Genomic DNA, 20,609 nt, shown 5'->3' on the forward strand with positions numbered 1-20,609 from the left:
ACCTTGTCGATGAAAGATAGACGAGAACCCGGCGACGTCAGACGGCGGCAGCGCCGGCGACGATTTCGGACAGCTCCTTGGTGATGCCGGCCTGACGCGTCTTGTTGTAGATCAGCTTCAGCTCGTTGATCAGGTTGCCGGCGTTGTCCGTGGCGGCCTTCATGGCCACCATGCGCGCCGACTGCTCGGACGCCATGTTCTCGGCCACCGCCTGATAGACCTGCGACTCCACGTAGCGCACGAGCAGCTCGTCGATCACGGTGGGGGCGTCGGGCTCGTAGATGTAGTCCCAGTCGTAGCCCGCGTCACCCTGCTCCAGGTCCTGCGCCGACAGCGGCAGCAGCTGCTGCACCACCGGCTCTTGCTTCATCGTGTTGATGAACTTCGTGTAGCACAGGTACACCGCGTTGAGCTTGCCCTCGGCATACGCGTCGAGCAACACCTTGACCGGCCCGATCAGGCGCTCCAGGTGGGGCGTGTCGCCCAGCCCGGTGACGTGCGAGACGACCTGGGCGCCGATGCGGTTCATGAAGCCGAAGCCCTTGTTGCCGATCGCGACCACCTGCGCCGTCTTGCCCTGCGCCTGCAGCTCGCGGAACTGGTTGGTCACCGCGCGCAGCAGGTTGGTGTTGAGGCCGCCGCACAGGCCCTTGTCGGTGGTCACCACGATCATCCCGCTGACGGTCGCATCGGGGTGGGCCACCATGAAGGGGTGCACGTACTCCGGGTTGGCCCGGCTCAGGTTCGCCGCGATCTGGCGCACCTTCTCGCTGTACGGCCGGGCCGTGCGCATGCGCTCCTGCGCCTTGCGCATCTTGGAGGCGGCGACCATCTCCATGGCCTTGGTGATCTTCTTGGTGTTTTCCACCGACTTGATCTTGCCGCGTATTTCCTTGCCTGCTGCCATCGCTGCTCCTTGGAACGGTCCGCTGCCGGGCCGATCAGTAGGTGCCGGTCTGCTTGAAGGCGCGGATGGCGGCGTCGAGTTCGGCCTCGGCGTCCTTGTCCATGGCCTTCTGCGTCTCGAGCTTCGACAGCAACGCCGCGTGCTTGTCCTTCAGGTAGGCGTGCAGGCCGCTCTCGAAGGGCAGCACCTTCTTGACGTCGATGTCGTCCAGATAGCCCTTGTTGGCGGCGTACAGCGACGCGGCCATCAGGCTGATCGGCAGCGGGCTGTACTGCGGCTGCTTGAGCAGCTCGGTCACGCGCGCACCGCGGTCGAGCTGCTTGCGGGTCGCCTCGTCCAGGTCGGAGGCAAACTGCGCGAACGCCGCCAGCTCGCGGTACTGCGCCAAGTCGGTCCGGATGCCGCCCGACAGGCCCTTGATCAGCTTGGTCTGCGCCGCCCCCCCGACGCGCGACACCGAGATACCGGCGTTGATCGCGGGGCGGATGCCGGCGTTGAACAGGTTGGTTTCCAGGAAGATCTGGCCGTCGGTGATCGAGATCACGTTGGTGGGCACGAACGCCGACACGTCGCCAGCTTGCGTCTCGATGATCGGCAGCGCGGTCAGCGAACCGGTCTTGCCCTTGACGGCGCCGTTGGTGAACTTCTCGACGTAGTCCGCGTTGACGCGCGCGGCGCGCTCCAGCAGACGCGAGTGCAGGTAGAAAATGTCGCCCGGGTAGGCCTCGCGCCCCGGCGGACGGCGCAGCAGCAGCGACACCTGACGGTAGGCCACGGCCTGCTTGGACAGGTCGTCGTAGATGATGAGCGCGTCCTGGCCGCGGTCGCGGAAGTATTCACCCATCGTGCAGCCCGAGTACGGCGCCAGGAACTGCATCGCCGCCGACTCGGAGGCGGAAGCCGCCACGACGATGGTGTAGTCCATCGCCCCGTGCTGCTCCAGGGCCCGCACCACGCTCTTGATCGACGACGCCTTCTGACCGATGGCGACGTAGATACAGACCATGTTCTGGCCCTTTTGGTTGATGATGGTGTCGATGGCCACCGCGGTCTTGCCGGTCTGGCGGTCACCGATGATCAGCTCGCGCTGGCCGCGGCCGATCGGCACCATCGAGTCGATGGCCTTCAGGCCGGTCTGCACCGGCTGGTCCACGCTCTTGCGCGCGATCACGCCCGGGGCGACCTTCTCGACCACGTCGGTCAGCTTGGCGTTGATCGGGCCCTTGCCGTCGATCGGGCGGCCCAGCGCATCGACCACGCGGCCGATCAGCTCGGGGCCCACCGGCACTTCCAGAATGCGGCCGGTGCACTTGACCGTGTCGCCTTCGGAGATGTGTTCGTACTCGCCCAGGATCACGGCGCCGACCGAGTCGCGCTCCAGGTTGAGCGCCAGACCGAACGTCGGCTGCCCGTCCTTGCCAGCGGGGAATTCGAGCATTTCGCCCTGCATCGCGTCCGACAGGCCGTGGATGCGCACGATGCCGTCGGTCACCGACACCACGGTGCCCTGGTTGCGCACGTCGGCCGACGGGGCCAGCCCCTCGATGCGGGACTTGATCAGTTCGGAGATTTCAGCGGGATTGAGTTGCATGACGCTTTCCTTTTCGGATGTTCGACAGGGCGTTGGGGCCAGCCGTCAGGCCGTCAGCGCCACACGCATTTGTTCCAGACGGGCCTTGACCGAGGTGTCCAGCACCTCGTCGCCCACCACCACGCGCACGCCGCCAATCAGTTCGGGGCGCAGCTGCACCTGCAGGCGCAACTGGCGGCCAAAACGCTTTTCAAGGACGCCCTGCAGGTCGGCGAGCTGGGCCGCCTCGATCGGGAAGGCGCTCTCGACGGTCGCATCGGCCACGCCCCGCTGCGCATTGACCAGCTCGCGGAACTGGCGCGCGATCTCGGGCAGAGCGGGCACGCGGTCGTTGTCGATGACGGTGCGCAGGAAGTTGCGACCGATCTCCGGCAACGGCGCCTTCATCACCCCGGTGATGACGTCAAACACCTGCTCGGCGCGGACCTTCGGGTCGGCCGCGAAGGCCTGAAGCTGCTCCTGGCCGGCGATCGCGGCAAGCTCGTCCAGCCATTCGCTGGCATCGGCCGCCTGCGCTGCGGCGGCCTTGAACAGCGCTTCGGCGTAGGGTCGTGCAATGGTGGCTAGTTCGGCCATGGTTCAACCTTCGGACGCGCGGTTCGGAAATTAGAGTTCGGTCTTGAGCCGCTGCAGCAGCTCGGCATGCACGCCGGCGTTGACCTCGCGCTGCAGAATCTGCTCGGCGCCCTTGACGGCCAGCACGGCCACCTGCTCGCGCAGGGCTTCGCGGGCCTGCACGGCCTGCTGCTCGGCCTCGGCCTTGGCGGCGGCGATGATCTTGGCGGCTTCCTCGGCGGCGCGGGCCTTGGCCTCTTCGATCATGGCCTGCGCGCGGCGCTCGGCGTCGGCCAGGCGGGCGGCGGATTCGTTGCGCGACTGCACCAGCGCGTCCTCGACACGCTTGTTGGCCACGGCGAGCTCGGTCTTGGCCTTCTCGGCGGCGGCCAGACCTTCGGAAATCTTCTGCGCACGCTCATCCAGCGCCTTGGCGATCGGCGGCCACACGAACTTCATCGTGAACCACACCAGGATCGCGAAGACGATGGCCTGCGCAAAGAGGGTTGCATTGATGTTCATCGCAACGCCTTTCTGAATGTGTGCGGGGGTGGAGCGAGAGGGGGCCGGGTTCGATCGGCGTGCGCCCGGGGTTCACCCGGGCGCACCCTTCCTCACCGCAGGACGATCAGATCGCGAAGGGGTTGGCGAACGCGAACAGCAGCGCGATGGCCACGCCGATCAGGAAGGCCGCGTCGATCAGACCGGCCAGAATGAACATCTTGGTCTGCAGGTCGTTCATCAGCTCGGGCTGACGGGCGGACGACTCGAGGAACTTGCCACCCATGAGGGCGATGCCGATCGACGCGCCGATGGCGCCCAGACCGACGATGATGCCGCAAGCCAGAGCAACGAGACCCAGAATGTTTTCCATGATGGTTTCCTTTTGAGGTTGAGAGGAAGGTTAGGGGGAAACGAACTCAGTGCGCATCATGTGCCTGCCCCAGGTAGATCAGGGCCAGCATCATGAAAATGAACGCCTGCAGGGTGATCACCAGGATGTGGAAGATGGCCCACACCGTACCGGCGATCAGGTGCCCGACGAAGAGCAGCCCGCCGCTGAACGACAGCGCGGCGAAACCGCCGAGCAGCGCGATCAGCATGAAGACCAGCTCACCCGCGAACATGTTGCCAAACAACCGCATGCCGTGGGAGACGGTCTTCGCCACGAACTCGATCATTTGCATCAGGAAGTTCACCACGCCCAACAGCAGCGCCCAGAACGGGTTCTTGCTGGTGCCAAACGGCGCCGTCACCAGCTCGTGCGTCCAACCGCCCAAGCCCTTGATCTTGATGTTGTAGAACAGGCACATCAGCAGCACCGACACCGACAGACCCAGGGTCGTCGAGAGGTCGGCCGTCGGCACCACGCGCAGATAGTCCTTGAAGCCCAGCGCCGGCCCGGCCGAGTGCCACAGCGCCGGCAGCAGATCCACCGGCAGCAGGTCCATGGCGTTCATGAAGAAGATCCACACGAACACCGTCAGCGCCATCGGCGCGATGACCTTGCGGCTGGCGGCATTGTGGATCACGCCCTTGGCCTGGGTTTCGACCATCTCGACCAGGATCTCGACGGCGGCCTGAAAGCGCCCCGGCACGCCGGCGGTGGCGCGACGCGCCCCCAGCCACAGCAGCCACACGCCCAGCAGACCCATCAGCACGGAAAACACCACCGAGTCGATGTTGATCACCGAAAAGTCGACGATGAATTCCTGCTTCTTGTTGGTCAGGTGCACCAGGTGATGCCGGATGTACTCACCTGCGGTCGGTCCTTGTCCTTCAGCTGCCATTCGTCAACCCATTCCCGTTCTTGAACAAACCGATCGGTCCCGCGCCGTCGGCCGCACGATCCACGCCAGCCAGTACGACTTGAGAACCACCACCAGCCCGACCACGAGGCCCAGCCAGCTCAGATCCGGGATCCAGCGCGGCGCCGACGCCAGCATCGCCAGCACCAGCAGCACCTTGACCCCTTCCCACCACAACCAACCCGCCAGCGACGCCCGCGCCACCCCGGGGAATGCCGCACCCAGCCAACGCGCCAGCGCGCTCGACGTCATCCCCCAGGCCATGACCGTCGACGGCAGCACGGCACACAGCGCGCCATACGCCACCGAAGCCACCCGGGACCAGCGCCCATCGCCCGCGACGAGCACCCCCACGGCCGCCACCGCCCACACCAGCAGCGCCAGCGCCGCCTGCCACGCCACGACCCGCCACACGGACAGCGCCGGATGCCGCTGCCGCCACAGACGCACCTCTTCGGGCGTCAGGGGCTTGAATTCGGCGGCATCACCCTCAACTGCGTCCCCATCGGCCCATCGCCCCTCGGCACCTTCGGGCCCCTTGGCCAACTGCGGACGAGGGCGCTCCGCCACCGACGACGGCCGGGATGCAGCGGGAGGAACGGACCGGTCTGCTGACACCGCCAAACCTGCGATTATCGACACCTCGAAGACGCACGCCTGACAGCGAGCGTGGCGCCTGCGCAGCTTTTGGCCGCGCTGGCAAAGCTCTTTATTATACGGATAAACCCCAATTATCGTTCCGTTGCGCATGTCCGACGTCCAACCCCTGCTCCAGTTTCCGTGCCGCTTCCCGATCAAGGTGATGGGTGCGCACGTCGACGGCTTCGTCAGCGCCGTGGCGCACGTCGCGCGCCAGTTCGACCCCGACTTCGACGAAGCGGGCGTCGAGCAGCGCGTCAGCCGCGGCGGCCGTTACCTGGGCCTGACCATCACGGTGCAGGTGACGTCGCGCGAGCAGCTCGACGAGCTCTACCGCACGCTGACCACCCACCCGATGGTACGGGTCGTACTGTGAGCGCGGTCCTGCGCGATCTGGGGCGGGCCGACTACGACGCCACCTACGCGGCCATGCGCGCCTTCACCGAGGGGCGCGGGCCGCACACCCCGGACGAAATCTGGCTCTGCGAACACCCCTCCGTCTTCACCCAGGGGCTGGCGGGCCGCGCGGAGCATCTATTGCATCCGGGCGACATCCCGGTCGTGGCCACCAACCGCGGCGGCCAGGTCACCTACCACGGCCCCGGCCAAGTGGTGGCCTACCCGCTGATCGACCTGCGCCGCGCCGGCTACTTCGTCAAGGAGTATGTGTACCGGCTGGAGGAAGCCGTCATCCGCACGCTGGCCACCTGGGGTGTCACGGGGCACCGGGTGGCCGGGGCCCCCGGCATCTACGTGCGGCTGGACGACCCCCATGCCCATGCCGCGCTGGCGGGGCCGCGCCCGGATGGCGACCCGTTCGCAGGGCTGGGCAAGATCAGCGCCCTTGGCATCAAGGTACACCGGCACTGCACCTACCACGGCGTGGCGCTCAACGTCGCGATGGACCTGAGCCCCTTCTTCCGTATCAACCCCTGCGGCTACGCCGGCCTGCGCACGGTGGACCTTGCTACCATCGGCGTCGACGTGCCGTTGGCCGATGTGCGCGCCGAGCTGGCGCAGCAGCTTCTGCGGCTGCTCGCGCCCCGCCCATGACGCTGCCCACCGCCGCCCATGACGCCGGCAACGACACCGCCACCGACGCCGCACCATCGCGGCCAGGATCCCCGATGAACGCCGAAACCTCCACGCCCCCGACCGCCGGCTACGACCCGACCGCCAAGCAAAAGAGCGCGGCCAAGACCGCCCGCATCCCCATCAAGGTCGAGTCCGCCCCCGCGCTCAAGAAGCCGGACTGGATCCGGGTCAAGGCCGGCAGCCCCAGCACGCGGTTTTACGAGATCAAGGACATCCTGCGCGCCAACAAACTGGTCACCGTGTGCGAGGAGGCGTCCTGCCCCAACATCGGCGAGTGCTTTGGCAAGGGCACGGCGACCTTCATGATCATGGGCGACAAGTGCACCCGGCGCTGCCCGTTCTGCGACGTGGGCCATGGCCGCCCGGACCCGCTCGACCCCGACGAGCCCGAGAATCTGGCACGCACCATCGCAGCGCTCAAGCTGCAGTACGTCGTCATCACCAGCGTGGACCGCGACGACCTGCGCGACGGCGGGGCGGGGCATTTCGTGGCCTGCATCCAGCGCGTGCGCGCGCTCTCACCCGCTACCCGCATCGAAATCCTGGTGCCCGACTTCCGTGGCCGCGACGATCGGGCGCTGGAAATCCTCAAGGCCGCCCCGCCGGATGTGATGAACCACAACCTGGAGACGGTGCCGCGACTCTACAAGCAGGCGCGCCCCGGCTCGGATTACGCGTTCAGCCTCAACCTGCTCAAAAAATTCAAGGCCCTGTTCCCCCATGTGCCCACCAAGAGCGGGCTGATGGTCGGCCTGGGCGAGACGGACGAGGAAATTCTGGAGGTCATGCGCGACATGCGCGCGCACGGCATCGACATGCTGACGATCGGCCAGTATCTGGCCCCCAGCAGCCACCACCTGCCGGTGCGGCGCTATGTGCACCCGGACACGTTCAAAATGTTCGAAGCCCAGGCTTACGCGATGGGCTTCACCCACGCGGCCGTGGGGGCCATGGTGCGCAGCAGCTACCACGCCGACCAGCAGGCCCACGCCGCTGGCGTGGGGGGCTAAACCCCCACGCCCCCGGAGATCAACGGCTGGCGGGCCGCCCCGTCTCGATGATGGTCACATCGACCCGGCGGTTCTTGGCGCGTCCCTCGGCCGTGGCGTTGTCGGCAATCGGCTCGCGCTTGCCGCGGCCTTCGGTGCGCACCTTGTCGGCCGGAATGCCCTTGCTGACCAAGTAGGCCTTGACCGCCTCGGCGCGGCGCAGCGACAGGCGGTCGTTGTAGGCATCGGAGCCGATGCTGTCGGAGTGGCCCACCGCAATCGCGACGTCCAGATTGGATGCCTTGATCTTGGCGACCAGCTCATCCAGCTTGGTCTTGCCCTGCGCGGTAATGACGGCCTTGTCGAAGTCGAACAGCGCATCCGCCTGCAAGGTGATCTTCTGCGGCGCGGCGGGAGCGGCAGCCGGGGCGGGGGCCGCCGCCGGCGCAGCCGGACGCGCCCGCACGGGCGCCTCGGCCACGGCCTTGGCCTTGTCGATCTCGAACAGCGCCGGGGTTTCGAAGGGGCACAGCTCCTCCGGCGCCAGCTCGCCGCGGTCCTGTCCGGCATCCGCGGCGCTGGGCTGGTCCGGCCGCGCCACGCCCAGCGCAGCGGTCAGCTTGCCCATGCTGGCCAGCGTGCGGGCCTGGGCCACGAACTCGTTGTACTGCGCATTCAGATAGGCACGGCTGGCCTCGAAGTATTCGTTCTGCGTGTCCAGCAGGTCCAGCAGCGTGCGCTGGCCGATGTCGAACTGCTGGCGATACGCCTCGCGCGCCACTTCGGTCGACAGGCGGTGCTGGTCCAGATAGCCCAGTTGCTCGCGCAGGCGCACCACGTCGTTGTAGGCGATGGCCAGCGTCTGGCGCACGTCGCGGCAGGCCTTCTCCTGCAGATCGCGCGCCTGCTTGTGCAGCTCGACCGCCTGCTTCTCGCGCGCCTGGTCGGCGCCACCCCGGTACAGGTTGTAGTTGAGCAGGATTTCGGCCGTCAGATCGCGGGTGCGGCCATTGACGTTGTCGATGTCACGCCCCCATGTCTGGCGGATGCGAAAGTCCACGCGCGGCCAGTAGGCGGCTTTGCGCGAGTCGATCTCCTGCCGCAGCGCGCGCACATTCTCGTAGGCGGCATTGATGGTCGGGCTGGCGGGCAGGCCTTGGCGCATGGCCTCGCCCATGCTGGCGGGCACGCCGGCAAAGCGCAGACCGTCGCGAATGGCGGGCAGGGTCGCCGGCGGCTTGACGCCCAGGATGCGCTGATAGCGGGCGCTGACGTCGTGCAGGTTGGAAATCTCGGTCAACAGGTTGGACTCGGCCAGCGCCAGACGGCCGGTGGCCTGGTCCATGTCGACGCGGCGGCTGACACCGGCTTTGACGCGCTCCTCGATCTGCTGGGCGGTCAGCTTGTGTTCGACGTAGTTGGCCTTGGCCTCCTGCACCAGCGCCGAGTAGCGCGCCACGTCGGCGTAGGCGCGCACCGCCTCCAGCGCGATGTTTTCCGCCGCTTCCAGCAGCTCGTAATAGCGGGTCAGCTTGGCGTAGCTCAGGCGCTGCACCTCGCTGGGGGTGAAGAAGCCGTCGAACAGCGTCTGGGTCAGCGTCAGGCTGGCGGCCGACCGGTTGAAGCGCTGCTCCGGCGTGCCGGGGGGATCGACCCGATGCTCGCGGCCGATGCCATAGCTCAGGTCCACCGAGGGGCGCCAGCCGGCGGCCGCAACGTCTTTCTGCGCGTCGGCGGCGGTGAAGGCGTGCCAGCGTGCCTGCACCTCCGGGTTGTTGACGATGGCCGACTTGACCGCCTCCACCAAGGCCGGGGGCAGCGCAGCCGCCTGCGCGGCCGGCGCCGACGCCGGCGCGGGGGCCGAGGTCTGCGCGTGGACGGGTGTGACAAGCACCATCACGGCCGCTGCCACGGCCGTGATCATCGGGATGGTTTTCATGGGGAACCTCTTTTCGGTTGGGTGGGTGCCGGCTTCCGGACCCACAGGACTTACACGCACAACCGCGTTCGGTATCATCCGAATCAGTTTGCCGGTCGATTTTGGGTGGGGTTAGGGGCTTTCGTCAAGGGTTTGACGGGGTTGACTTTCGTGCGATGATGCCGTTGGACTGTTTTTGTCGTGCGGCCCCTACATGGCGATACCCCCCACCCGATGCAACGCACGCCCAGGCCGGGGGTCGTGGTTGGCCTCGGGGCTGCTGGCGCTCGCCCTGGTATTGGGGGGGCTGGCCGGCCTGGGGTGGGCGCTGGCGGCCGCCAACCTGGACCGCATGCAGCAGCTCGCGCGCGAGCGCTACGGCCCCACGGCGGAGGAAACGGTCATCGCCTGGCGCCGCCTGCTGGCGGAGCAGCGCGGACAGCCGGTGGAGCAGCAGCTCGCCGCGGTCAACACCTTTTTCAACCGGCGCATCCTGTACGAGCTCGACCCGGTGGTCTGGAACCAGAACGACTACTGGGCCACGCCGATGGAGTTCATGGGCCGCGCCGCGGGCGACTGCGAGGATTTTGCGATCGCCAAGTACATGACGCTGCTGGAGCTGGGCGTGCCCAACGAGCGGCTGCGCATGATTTATGTGCGCGCGCGCACCGCTGGCGCCAAGACCGAGGCCCACATGGTGCTCGGCTACTATGAAAATCCATCCGACGAACCGCTGATCCTGGACAACCTGGTGACCAGCATCCGGCCCGCCTCGCGGCGGCCGGACCTGACGCCGGTGTTCAGCTTCAACAGCCAAGGGCTGTGGGTTGCCGGACAAAGCCAGTCGTCGGCCGACCCGACGGCGCGGCTGTCGCGTTGGCGCGAGGTGCTCGACCGCATGAAGCAGGAGGGGCTGTGAAGCACGGCCGCTCGCAACCACCCAAGGGGTAGGACCATGTCACTCGTCAAACAACTCTGGCTCGCCATCCTGGTCGTCATGTCGGTGGCGTTCGGTGGCAGTCTGGTGGTCAGCGTGTTGTCGGCACGCCACTACCTGGAGCAGCAGCTGCAGGTCAAAAACCTGGACAACGCCACGGCGCTGGCGCTGGCGCTGACCCAGCTCGACAAAGACCCGGTCACGGTCGAGCTGCAGGTGGCCGCGCAGTTCGACGTCGGGCACTACAAGTTCATCCGCATCACCTCGCCCACGGGCGAGACGCTGGTCGAGAAGGTGTACGAAGGCCGGCTGGAAGGCGCCCCGGAGTGGTTTGCCCGGCTGATCCCGATCCGCACGACGCCGGGGCAGGCGCTCATCCAGGACGGCTGGAAGCAGTTTGGCACCGTCACCCTGGCCAGCCACGACCAGTATGTCTACAAAAGCCTGTGGGAGGGGACGCTGGAGCTGCTGACCTGGTTCGTGATCGGCGCGCTGGCCACCGGCGCGCTGGGCACCTTGGCCATCCGCATCATCCTGCAGCCGCTGCGCGACGTGGTGGGGCAGGCGCAGGCGATTGCCGAGCGGCGATTCGTCACCGTGGACGAGCCGCGCACCCCCGAGCTGCGTTCGGTCACCCGCGCCATGAACGACATGGTCGAGCGCCTCAAGGCCATCTTTGCCGAAGAGTCGGCGCGGCTGGAGGCCCTGCGCAAACGCGTCAACACCGATCCGGTCACGGGCATTGCCAACCGCGAGTACTTCCTGTCCCATCTGCGCGAAATCCTGTCGGGCGAGGACTTTGGCTCCCAGGGCAGCCTGGTCGTGGTGCGGCTGGCCTACCTGAACGAGCTGAACGCCAAGCTCGGGCGCCAGCGCGCCGACGCCCTGCTCAAGGGCCTGGCGCAAGTGCTCTACGCGTGCGGCGACGGCCGGCCGGGGCAGCGGGCGGGGCGCATCAAAGGGGGTGAATTTGCCGTGGTGTGCCCGACGATACCGTCGCCGGTGGAGGCGGCGCGCGAGGTCCACGAGCGGCTGATGCGCGACTGGGCGCCGCAGTGGCTGCCGGAGTTCCCCGACCTGTTCCACCTGGCGGGGGTGGGTTATGTGCGCCACCAAAGCCTGGGCGACCTGCTGTCGCGCGCGGACCAGGCGCTGGCCCAAGCCCAGGCCAAGGGGCCCAACTCCTGGTATGCGGTGGAAGACAGCACCGCTCGGGGCCTGACGCTGCCCGCCGAGCAGTGGCGCACCCTGCTGACCGAGGCGGTCAGCGGCGGCCAGCTCAGCCTGGCGTTCTTCCCCGTGGTCCGCAACGACCCGTCGCGTCCGCTGCACCAGGAGGGGGTGATCCGCCTGCAGGTCGACGCGAGCGGCCAGCTGCTCACCGCGGGCGACTTCATGCCCATGGCGGCCAACCTCAATCTGACCGCGCCCATCGACCTGGGCGTGGTCAAGCTGGCCATCGAGCATCTGCGCAAAGGCGCGGGGGACGTGGCGGTCAACCTGTCGGCGGAGACGATTGCGGACTTTGGCTTCCGCAACCAGTTGGTGACGCTGCTGCAAGGCTACCCCGATCTGTGCCGACGGCTGCTGTTCGAGGTGCCGGAGTACGGCGTGTTCCGCCAGTTCGACGCCTTCCGCGACCTGGTGCGCAGCCTCAAGGCCCTGGGCTGCCGCGTCGGCATCGAATACTTTGGCCAGCGCTTTGCCGAAAGCGACAAGCTCGCCAGCCTGGGGCTGGACTACATCAAGGTTCACCCCAGCTATGTGCGCGGCATCCGCGACAACCCCGGCAATCAGGAGTTTTTGCGCGGGCTGTGCGCCATGGCCCACGCACTGGGCATCACGGTCATCGCCCTGGGCGTGGAAAACCGCGACGACCTGCCGCTGCTGGCGCAGTTGGGCTTCGACGGGGCGACGGGGCCGGGGGTGGGGTGAACCCCACGGCCGCGTCCCGTGCGCGGTTCAAGCGGCTTGGATCGTGCGGGCCTTGAAGTCCACACCGGCCAGCGCCTCGAACTCGGCCAGCGGGCGGGCCGTCCCCAGCCCATAGCGATCGATGGCCGTCAGCGCAGCCGGGTCGGCCGGGGCCTCGCCCGCCAGCAGGTAGCGCACCCGGGCGAAGGACAGGGCGTTGAGCCGCGTCCAGTCCCGATTGTCCTGCCAGTGCTTGGGGCGCCCGCGGTCGTGCGTGTAGTCGTGGTACAGCAGCACATCGTTGGGGGCGTACACATCCCACCCGTGGGTAAACAGGCGGGCGGAGAGTGTGGACTCTTCCCCCTGGAAATAGAGGTGGGGATCGTAGGGCACCTGATCGAACGCCGCCGCCGGCGCAAAAATGCAGCCCGCCCCCACAAACGCCAGACGCGGCGGCTGCGCGGGCCGGTCGGCCCATGCCAGCGAGTGGGACCGCAACGCCAGGATGCCCTGCTCATTGAACGCCTTGGGCCGCGTCAGGGGGATGGCCGGATCGGCCAATTGCCGCGGCGGCGTGTAGGGCACGGGGTGGCACGACAGCACGGCCCGCGGGTTGCACAAGCCCGACCACATGCACAGAAAACGCTCGTCCCACCCGGGGGCAAAGCGCGTGTGGCTGTCGATCTGCAGCACAAACGGCTCGTCCTGCCGCAGCTCCGTCAGGATGCGATGGCGGGCCCAGCACGCCCCCAGGCTGCTGCCCGCGTGCACGCACAACTGCCGCACCGACGACCCCTCCGGCGCCAGACAGTCCGCGTCCACCCCCGGCACCACCTGGGACAGCACCCCGAAAACCACGCGATGCGGGTGCGCGGCCTGCGCCAACGCATCGCGGACGGTGGGGCCAGTCTCGGCATCGCGGTAGTTGGCGACCGAGACGAAGATGCGTGCATCGGGCGCCGTCACGGTGGGCGTCACCCCAGCGCCAATGCAGCCACCATCGGCTCACGCGTGGCCGCGTACCGTTGTGCGCGTTCGGTCAACTCGCGCAAATGGTCTTCGCGGCTCTGCAGCGGCTGGCCGTCCTTGACCAGGCGCTCGTTGTGGCTGAACAGCACGTCGCACACGGCCGCTGCCCAGCGCGCGGGGTCGGGCTCGCCCTGCCGGGCCAGCATCCAGAACATCTGCTCGAAGCGTCCCATCGACACCGCCCCGCCCGTGACCGCGCTGGCCAGCCAGCCGCCCCCGTCGGTGCTGTCGAAGGCGCGGCGAGCCAACGCCTGATTGAGGCCGATCACCCGAGAACACACCGCCCCCGGATCGTGGTCTGCGGCCAAGTGCACCTGCCCGGTGGCGACCAGTAGGGTCACCGCCTGCACCACCTGCTCGAACCCCACCCCGGCCTTCGCGGCGACCGCCTCCAGCTCCTGCAACGAACGCACGGCATGATCGGCCAAGGCATCCAGCAGGGGGAGGTAAATCGGTCCGGCCATGTCGGCCTCACCCAACACCCCCGAAACCTTCAGACGCACGTCCTGGCGGGGCACCACCAGCACGACACGCTGCTGGCGCAACAAGGCGCGCCGCTCGTCCGGCCCCAGCGACGAAGCGCCCTTGACCCAATAGTCCCGCCGGAACTGCTGGTTGACCAGCACGTCGCGCACCGTCTCGCGCTGCACGGGGTCGCGCACGTCGCGCAGCAGCGCGCGCTGGGCATCCGTCAGGTTCAGCGGGTCGACGTGATCGGTCAGGTGGGCCGAGGCCGCCCAGGTCAGCTTGGCCTCGGTCAACTGTGCGGCGACGTCCGCGAAGTACATCGGCTCCCAATCCTGGTTGAAGTACTCGTGCGCCAGATACGCACGGCTCTGCTGCTGCAGACGCTGCACGCGCGCCGCCACCGTCGGGGCAACCTTGGCGTACTGCGGCGCCGCATCCATGACCCGGTTGACGAACCCCAGGGCGGCCTCGACCCGATCGGCGGACCCCGCCCCCGGTGCCGTCATGACCGCGGCGTGCCGCGCCATCAGATGGCGGATGGGCGCAAATGCCGCCCAACCCGGCAAGGTGTTGTAGCTGACATAGACGACCCCCCCGACCCGCAGCCGCCGGTGCAGGAACTCGACGATCAAGGCCCGGTTGCGCCGCGAAACCCAGCTCCAGATGCCGTGCAGGCCGATGAAATCGAACATCGGCAGATCGTCGCGCTGGCAGAACTGGGCGAACGAGTCGTCGAACAGCCGCACGAGGCTGCCCGCCGCATGCGACAGGCGCTGGGCATTGGCCACCTGCATGGGGTTGAAGTCCGTTCCCCACCAGGCCACGGTGGACGCCGCGGCGTGGATGTTGAGACTGACACCCTGGCCGAAGCCGAGTTCACACGCCTCGCGCACGTCGGGCGGCGCCCACCCCTTGAGCAGCAGCGCCCAGCGTGCCCGCAAGGGGTTCAGCTCATGGTAGTAGCCATGCGTGTAACCGATGTCGGTGACGTAACCCTCGGACCAATCGGACATTCCCGCCTCTCCCAGCAAAAAGGGCACCCCCGCTGGGCGGGGGTGCCCCGTGAACCCACCCCACGACCGTGTCGTCCCCCGAAAACCCAGGCGACACGGCCGCGGCCCGCATCAGGTCGGATCGCCCGTCTTGGTGATGGTGGCCAGGTCCGGGGTCAGCGACGTGTCGATCGCGATTTGCACCGCCGCCGTGGTGGCGCTCTCGACGACCACCTGCTGCTGCACGCCGCCCGCGTTCGCGCCGTTGCTGTCCGCCGACAGGGTCACGTTCGATCCGGTCGTCGCCTCGGTCACCGTCAGCGGCGCCGAGTCCTCCGGCAGCACGTCCTGGATCAGGATCTTGTCGTCGCTGCCGAAGCTCTTGACCACATCCTTGTCGCCCGTGCTGGTGTCGGACAGGTTGATGACCACCACATCCTGACCCGTGCCCAGATCGAAGGTGTCGCTGCCGCCGCCACCGATCAGGGTGTCGTTGCCGGCCCCGCCGACCAACGTGTCGTTCTTGTCGCCGCCGATCAGCACGTCGTCGCCGTCGCCGCCCACCAAGGTGTAGGGCTGGTCGTCGCCGGCCACCCCCACGTCCTGGTCGGTGAAGCTGCCCAGCTTGCCCACGGCCCCATCCAGCGCCGCATCGTCCTCGACCACCGCCCCAGACACCGTGGTGGACGACCCGCCAGTGGTGGTGTTGGTGTTGCTCGACAGCACCACGGTCTTGCCGTCATCATCGACGTACGTGGTGGTCACCGTGGTCGTGGTGGTGGTGGACACGTCCGTCTTGGTCGTCGTGGCGCCGGTCACGGTATCGGCACTGATCGCGTCCAGCCGCCCGTCTTTGTTGGCGTCGATGGTGACGTGGAACTGCGTATTCACCTTGTCGCCATCGCCGTCCGTCGCCCAGGCATCGAAGACCAGGGTCAGGTCGTAGGCCGTGGTGGTGGTGGTGGTCGTCGTCGTCGTTGTCGTGGCGTCGGTGGTGGTGGTGGTCTTGTACGATTTGTCGTACGTGTAATTCACCGTCACGCCCGCATCCGGATCGATCCGGTAACGATCACCATCCCCGGCCGTGAACGTGACCGTGTCGGACGTGCCCAGCGTCACCTTGATCGGGGTATCCGTGCTGGCATTGTCATCTTGGGAGCCCGGGGCCGTGATCGATCCGTCATTCGTCCTACCCCCGGCGACATCCCAGATGGCCCGATCGCCCCCACCGAAATGATCGAGCGTCAGATCCAGGCTGGTGATGGTGACATTGGAAACGCCCGTCGGTAGACCAGACGCCGTGATCTCGAGCTTCAGCGACTCGGACGGATCAAGGATGCCACTCGGGTTGTCGATGAAGTTGTTGCCGACCCCGATGCCTTGGCTGGACCAGTTGACTTGATCCGCGTTCTCGCCGGTCTTGCCGTCCCCATCGCTGCCCGTGGCCTTGATGTTGAACGTGATGCCGGACGAGCTGTCAGCCTGGCTGATGTTCAGCACCTCGCCTTTGCCACCACCCTTGCTGTCGCCAGTGAACGTCACGCTGTCGGTGACGGTCTTGGTAGTGGTGCCGTACTCGACCTTGTCCCCCGTCGTGGTATCGACGGTGGTCACGGTCTGGGCGCTGGTCTTGGTGTACGCATCCACCTGACCCAGCATGGTCACCGAATAGGTGCCCGTCGGCAGACCGCCGCTGTCGCGGTTGAGCGAGACCGTGAACACGACTTCGCCGGTCCCTTCCTTGACCGCCTTGAGACCGCCCGAGCCGTCATCCACGTACACCAGCTTGGTGCCGCCCGAGGTGACGATGGTCGCGTCGCCGTTGCCGGCCACGGCCGTGACGTAGCGGATGGTGGGGTTACCGTCATCCTTGGTCGCCACGTCCTGGATGCCGGCATCCTTGCCCCAGCCGTCGGCCCCTGGGTCGATGCCCAGCGAGGCGGTGGCCTTGACAACCGTCGGCTCCACCGTGTCCGCCAGCTTGCTGGCGAGGTCCGACACCTTGGTCACGGCGATGGTCTCGCCCAGATCGCCATCGACTTCCTTGACCTGCGCAAGCTTGACGAGGTCGGGGTCAGTGGCGCTGGTTTCGACCGCCACGACATAGAGGTCATTGACGTTGCTGCCGATCAGGCTGGCCCACTTGGCCAGGTACTGAGAGTCGACGTAACCGGGCTCTTCTTTGCTGCCGTCATTGATCTCGGTATTGGGCGCACCATCAGACACGAAGTAGGCGATCGTCTTGTCTGCTGCCGGCGGTGTACTGCCGGTGTAGCCCTTCACGGTCTCGTTGATGGCGGCCTCATAGTTCGTGGTGCCACCGGTGGTCAACTTGTCCAGCAAGTTATCGAACTCGCCCTTGGTCAACCATGCCGAGCTGGCCTGGGCCGTGCCGTTCTTGAACGTCGTGAGCTGGATGTTGACTTCGCCCAGGTTGTCGTATGCCCCCGCAAGCTGCTTAAGCGCAGCGATGGACTGCGTGAATTTATTCCCGTCCATGCTGCCGGTGATATCCAAGGTCACGATCAGGTTCGTATCCTGCGCGATCGTGCCCCCGTTGGCAATCAGCACATTCTGCGCCCCGTGGGCCACAGCCACGTCGTCCTGCACCTGCGCGGTCAAGGCCACCGAGACGGTATCGCCGTCCTTGTCCTCGGCCCAGATGTTGATCTGCTGCAGATTGAGCCAGTCTTCGCCCTGCGCCTTGTGCGCCATCGGACCGGTGACCGTCACCGTGTAATTGCCGTCCTGGGCGATTTGCATCGTGGCCGCGGCCTTGGATGCCTCGAGGGTGACTTTGCCGTCCTTGTCGAAGTACAGCGTGGTGCCCGTGGTGGGGTCCACATCGAACTTCGCACTGCCAAAGGTCACGGCCGTCACCTTGCCGAAGCCGTCCGCGCCCCAGTTGACCGTGCCGGTCATGGTCTTGGTGCCGGTCGTGTAGCTCAGGTCGGGGGATTCGGTCTCCTGGTTGCCGTTCAGGCCGGGCACCGACTCTTCTTCCAGCCGCACGTCGATGGTGACGTTCTGGCCGTCCACCAGCTTGACCACCGGCGCGTCGTCCTCGACGGAGACGTTCAGGGTCATGGCGTCGGTCAACCCCGTGGGCAGCGCACTCGGGCGGTCGTTGGCGATGACCTGGAAGTCCAGATTCACGGTGTCGTCGTCAGTGCTGACACCAAAACCCGGGCGGGCGTGATCGATCGGGCCGTCGATGTCCACCTTGGCGCTGTAGCCATCGGTGTAGTTGCCGCCAATGCTGACGGTGATGATGGTCGTGTCGCCCACCTTGCCGACGATCGCGTTCGGGGTGTCGCCGGACCACGACCACACCACGGCCGCCCCCCCCGACGTGAGGCTGGGCAGCCCTGTGGTCGAGAAATAGACCACCGGCACATCCCCGATGTCCGGATCGGCCACGCCGAAGCCGTCGCTGTCCTGGTCGCTCTGGCCAGACCCTTCCTTGTTGCCATTGCTCAGCGCATCCTCCTGCACCGCCAGGCTCAAGGTGTCATCGGTTGCCTCGGCGTACCGGCTGGTCTCGCCCGGGTCTTTCTTGCCGTCGCCGTCCTTGTCGATCCAGATCTCTTGGGTGGAGTCCTTGCCCGTGACGAACTCCGGCCGGTCGTTGACACCGGTGACCGTGACCGTCAGATTGGCCACGTCGGTGTCGCCGTCGGCGTCCTTCATCTGGTAATTGAAGGTGTCGTTGAGCTTGGTCCCTTCGGCCAGCGCCATGGCCTTGACCGTGTCCAGCGTGTAGGTGGCGTCGCCATCCTTCTCGATGGCCAGCTTGCCGATGATGCCGTTGGCATCGAGCGTCGTCTCGCCTACCGTGTCGAAGAAGTCGGTGGTGTTGCCGCTGCGGTCTCCGCCAGCGCGGTTCCAGACCACCTCGGCCGGTGCGCCGTCGGCCTTGCCCTCGTACTGGTCGTTACCGAGCACGTTAACCGACTCGTTCGCCTTGGTAGCGATCAGGGCCAGGGTATCGTTGGCCGCTACCGGACCGGTGTCCTGGAAGTTGATCGCGCGGCCGATGTCGAACTGTTTGGACGCCGTGTCCGCGTCGCCGTCCTTGGCGGTGGCGGTGATGGCGACCACGCCGTCACCCAGGTTGGCGATCTCGTGCGGATCGTTGGTCGGGTGCATCACGGCCCGGTAGAGATCCACGGTCAGCACGCCGGTCGACGCATCGACGGCGAGCTGGAACACCGGGATCTCGTCGCTGCCGATGGTGACGTAGCCGATCGCTTCGCCGCCCACCCCCGTCTTGACGGCCACGGTCTGCCCCGTGGCGCTGTCCTTGAGCAAGGACGTCGTGTTCAGGACCGACAGGCCGAAGACCTTGGAACCCGTCGTGGCGGGGCCGTCGGCCCCGAAATTGAACTGGAAGCGGCTGGACAGCTGGGTTTCGCCTGCGTCATTGTCCGTATCGGTGCTGGTGCCGGTGTCCGCCTCGGCATCCTTGACCAGCAGCGGCACGCCGGACCAGTGGATGGTCAGGTTGACGTCGTCGTAGTCCTTGTCAGACGTGGACGTGGTGATCTTGAGATCTTCCCAGTTGAAGTTGCCCTTGCTGGTCTGACCCGCCGAGGTACCCGACGGCGTGGCCTGCACGTGCGACTGGCCGTCGGTGTTGAGTTTTTGGTCGGAGAAGTAGACCGGGGCGCCCTCGCCGGCGAGCGGAGTCCCGTCCACCTTGGCCACCCAGACACCCCCCACCTGCTCGAAGGTGACGGCGGTGCTGCCCGTGAGGCCGGGGTTCTTGCCGTCGCCGTTGGGGATCAGGAAGAAGCCGATCTGATCCGGCGAAACCCCCGTGGGCAGCGGTACCGCGGTGGAAACGCCGGTCTTGACGTTGTCCCAAATGACCGCCCCCGAGACTGGGTTGCCGCTGGCATCCTTGATATACCAGCCAAAGCTGTTGTTGTAGCCGGCTTCGCCGCCCTTGTATTCGACGGTGAAGGTGGGCACCAAACCTTGGGTCGGTGCGGCGACCAGAACTTCGGGTACGTCGTCCACAAAGCTGATCTTGCCGCCCAGGTCGAGCTTCTGCGCCGCCGTGTCCAGGTCTCCATCCGTGGCTGTGGCCGTCACTTTCAGCGCGCCACTGGCCAGTTGATCCAGCGTGTCTTCGCCCAGAGCCTTGTCGTGGTACAGCGCGCCCAACTGGGTCAACGTCACCACGCCGGTGGTCTGGTCGACGCTCACGGTGAAGACCTTGTCCCCCACCTTGTTGCCGCCACCATCCACGGCATAGGCTTCCACCACGCCTGCGTTGTCAAACAGCCGAATGTCGCCCTGCGCCGTCTTCAGACCGGTGTTCGCCGTCGAATCGATCTCCAGCCCGTAGCGCATGCCGTCGGCTTCCAACTCGGCATCCGCATCCAACTGCGACAGCTTCGGCCCGTCCGCCCCAAAGCTGACCTTGAACGCAAACGTCGTGTCTGCGCCCGCACCATAGTTGCCCGTGTCGGTCGTTGGCCCGCCCAAGTTGCCGCCCCCCAGCCCACCGTCAGCCGTTTGCAGCGCGTCGCTGTACGTCTCGCTCGCCACCAGTGTCGGCACGTCGTCGCCAAACCGCAGGCGACCGCCCAGGTCGAAGACGTTCTCCGCCGTGTCCAGATCCCCGTCGGTGGCCGTGGCCACCACGCTGATCGCCCCCGCCGCCAGCGACTGGAATTCGTCCAGGCCACCATCCACCCCGTCCGGCACCGCGTGCTTGATCGCGCCCGCCTGGTCGAACGTCACCACACCCGTCTCGGCA

At 66.9% G+C, this 20,609-nt stretch carries 16 protein-coding genes; 5 read left to right on the forward strand and 11 right to left on the reverse strand.

The window, feature by feature from the left end; all coding sequences use genetic code 11:
• Positions 1-37: 37 nt before the first annotated feature.
• From atpG to A9O67_RS03450, 7 genes are all read right to left on the reverse strand, one after another.
• Entirely contained in the window at positions 38-907 is an 870-nt protein-coding gene (gene atpG, locus A9O67_RS03420; protein ID WP_068607352.1) for a F0F1 ATP synthase subunit gamma, read from the reverse strand.
• A gap of 34 nt (positions 908-941) precedes the next feature.
• A complete protein-coding gene (gene atpA / locus A9O67_RS03425) occupies positions 942-2,498 on the reverse strand; it encodes a F0F1 ATP synthase subunit alpha (protein WP_068607354.1) in 1,557 nt (518 codons plus the stop codon).
• A 45-nt stretch (positions 2,499-2,543) separates the two neighbouring features.
• Entirely contained in the window at positions 2,544-3,074 is a 531-nt protein-coding gene (locus A9O67_RS03430; RefSeq protein WP_068607356.1) for a F0F1 ATP synthase subunit delta, read from the reverse strand.
• A 30-nt stretch (positions 3,075-3,104) separates the two neighbouring features.
• Positions 3,105-3,575, reverse strand: a complete 471-nt coding sequence (locus tag A9O67_RS03435; protein WP_068607357.1) for a F0F1 ATP synthase subunit B — start codon at positions 3,573-3,575, stop codon at positions 3,105-3,107.
• Between the two features lie 106 nt (positions 3,576-3,681).
• Entirely contained in the window at positions 3,682-3,927 is a 246-nt protein-coding gene (gene atpE, locus A9O67_RS03440; protein WP_043702567.1) for a F0F1 ATP synthase subunit C, read from the reverse strand.
• Between the two features lie 46 nt (positions 3,928-3,973).
• A complete protein-coding gene (gene atpB / locus A9O67_RS03445; protein ID WP_068607359.1) occupies positions 3,974-4,843 on the reverse strand; it encodes a F0F1 ATP synthase subunit A in 870 nt (289 codons plus the stop codon).
• Positions 4,844-4,846: 3 nt separating this feature from the next.
• Positions 4,847-5,431, reverse strand: coding sequence for an ATP synthase subunit I (locus A9O67_RS03450; RefSeq protein WP_231960191.1), 585 nt, complete (start codon positions 5,429-5,431; stop codon positions 4,847-4,849).
• Between the two features lie 178 nt (positions 5,432-5,609).
• On the opposite strand from A9O67_RS03450, the gene A9O67_RS03455 reads away from it, so the two are divergent.
• From A9O67_RS03455 to lipA, 3 genes are all read left to right on the forward strand, one after another.
• Entirely contained in the window at positions 5,610-5,876 is a 267-nt protein-coding gene (locus tag A9O67_RS03455) for a YbeD family protein (RefSeq protein ID WP_068607363.1), read from the forward strand.
• Entirely contained in the window at positions 5,873-6,553 is a 681-nt protein-coding gene (lipB, locus tag A9O67_RS03460) for a lipoyl(octanoyl) transferase LipB (RefSeq protein WP_082955323.1), read from the forward strand. The genes A9O67_RS03455 and lipB overlap by 4 nt, the downstream gene beginning before the upstream one ends.
• 74 nt (positions 6,554-6,627) lie before the next feature.
• On the forward strand, positions 6,628-7,605 hold the full coding sequence (gene lipA, locus A9O67_RS03465; RefSeq protein WP_068607365.1) for a lipoyl synthase: 978 nt from the start codon (positions 6,628-6,630) through the stop codon (positions 7,603-7,605).
• Between the two features lie 19 nt (positions 7,606-7,624).
• On the opposite strand, the gene A9O67_RS03470 is transcribed toward lipA, so the two are convergent.
• Entirely contained in the window at positions 7,625-9,523 is a 1,899-nt protein-coding gene (locus A9O67_RS03470; RefSeq protein ID WP_082955324.1) for a TolC family outer membrane protein, read from the reverse strand.
• Between the two features lie 193 nt (positions 9,524-9,716).
• Here A9O67_RS03470 and A9O67_RS03475 point away from each other — a divergent pair, with 193 nt between their 5' ends.
• Positions 9,717-10,421: a transglutaminase-like cysteine peptidase gene (locus tag A9O67_RS03475; protein WP_197484414.1), complete on the forward strand. Its 705-nt coding sequence runs from the start codon at positions 9,717-9,719 to the stop codon at positions 10,419-10,421.
• Between the two features lie 36 nt (positions 10,422-10,457).
• Positions 10,458-12,374, forward strand: a complete 1,917-nt coding sequence (locus A9O67_RS03480) for an EAL domain-containing protein (RefSeq protein WP_068607367.1) — start codon at positions 10,458-10,460, stop codon at positions 12,372-12,374.
• A 27-nt stretch (positions 12,375-12,401) separates the two neighbouring features.
• Here the strand turns inward: A9O67_RS03480 and A9O67_RS03485 are convergent, their stop codons facing one another.
• The 3 genes from A9O67_RS03485 to A9O67_RS03495 all read right to left on the reverse strand — a co-directional run bounded on the left by A9O67_RS03485 (position 12,402) and on the right by A9O67_RS03495 (position 20,596).
• Positions 12,402-13,319 (reverse strand): GlcNAc-transferase family protein, encoded by a 918-nt coding sequence (locus A9O67_RS03485; protein ID WP_197484415.1) that lies wholly within the window; start codon positions 13,317-13,319, stop codon positions 12,402-12,404.
• Between the two features lie 8 nt (positions 13,320-13,327).
• Positions 13,328-14,863, reverse strand: a complete 1,536-nt coding sequence (locus A9O67_RS03490) for a methyltransferase regulatory domain-containing protein (RefSeq protein ID WP_068607369.1) — start codon at positions 14,861-14,863, stop codon at positions 13,328-13,330.
• Between the two features lie 111 nt (positions 14,864-14,974).
• The gene (locus A9O67_RS03495; RefSeq protein WP_068607371.1) at positions 14,975-20,596 is read right to left on the reverse strand and encodes a DUF5801 repeats-in-toxin domain-containing protein; all 5,622 of its coding nucleotides are present in this window, start codon (positions 20,594-20,596) and stop codon (positions 14,975-14,977) included.
• Positions 20,597-20,609 lie beyond the last annotated feature (13 nt).

The sequence above is a fragment of the Tepidimonas fonticaldi genome, from assembly GCF_001675355.1.
GTDB lineage: Bacteria > Pseudomonadota > Gammaproteobacteria > Burkholderiales > Burkholderiaceae_C > Tepidimonas > Tepidimonas fonticaldi.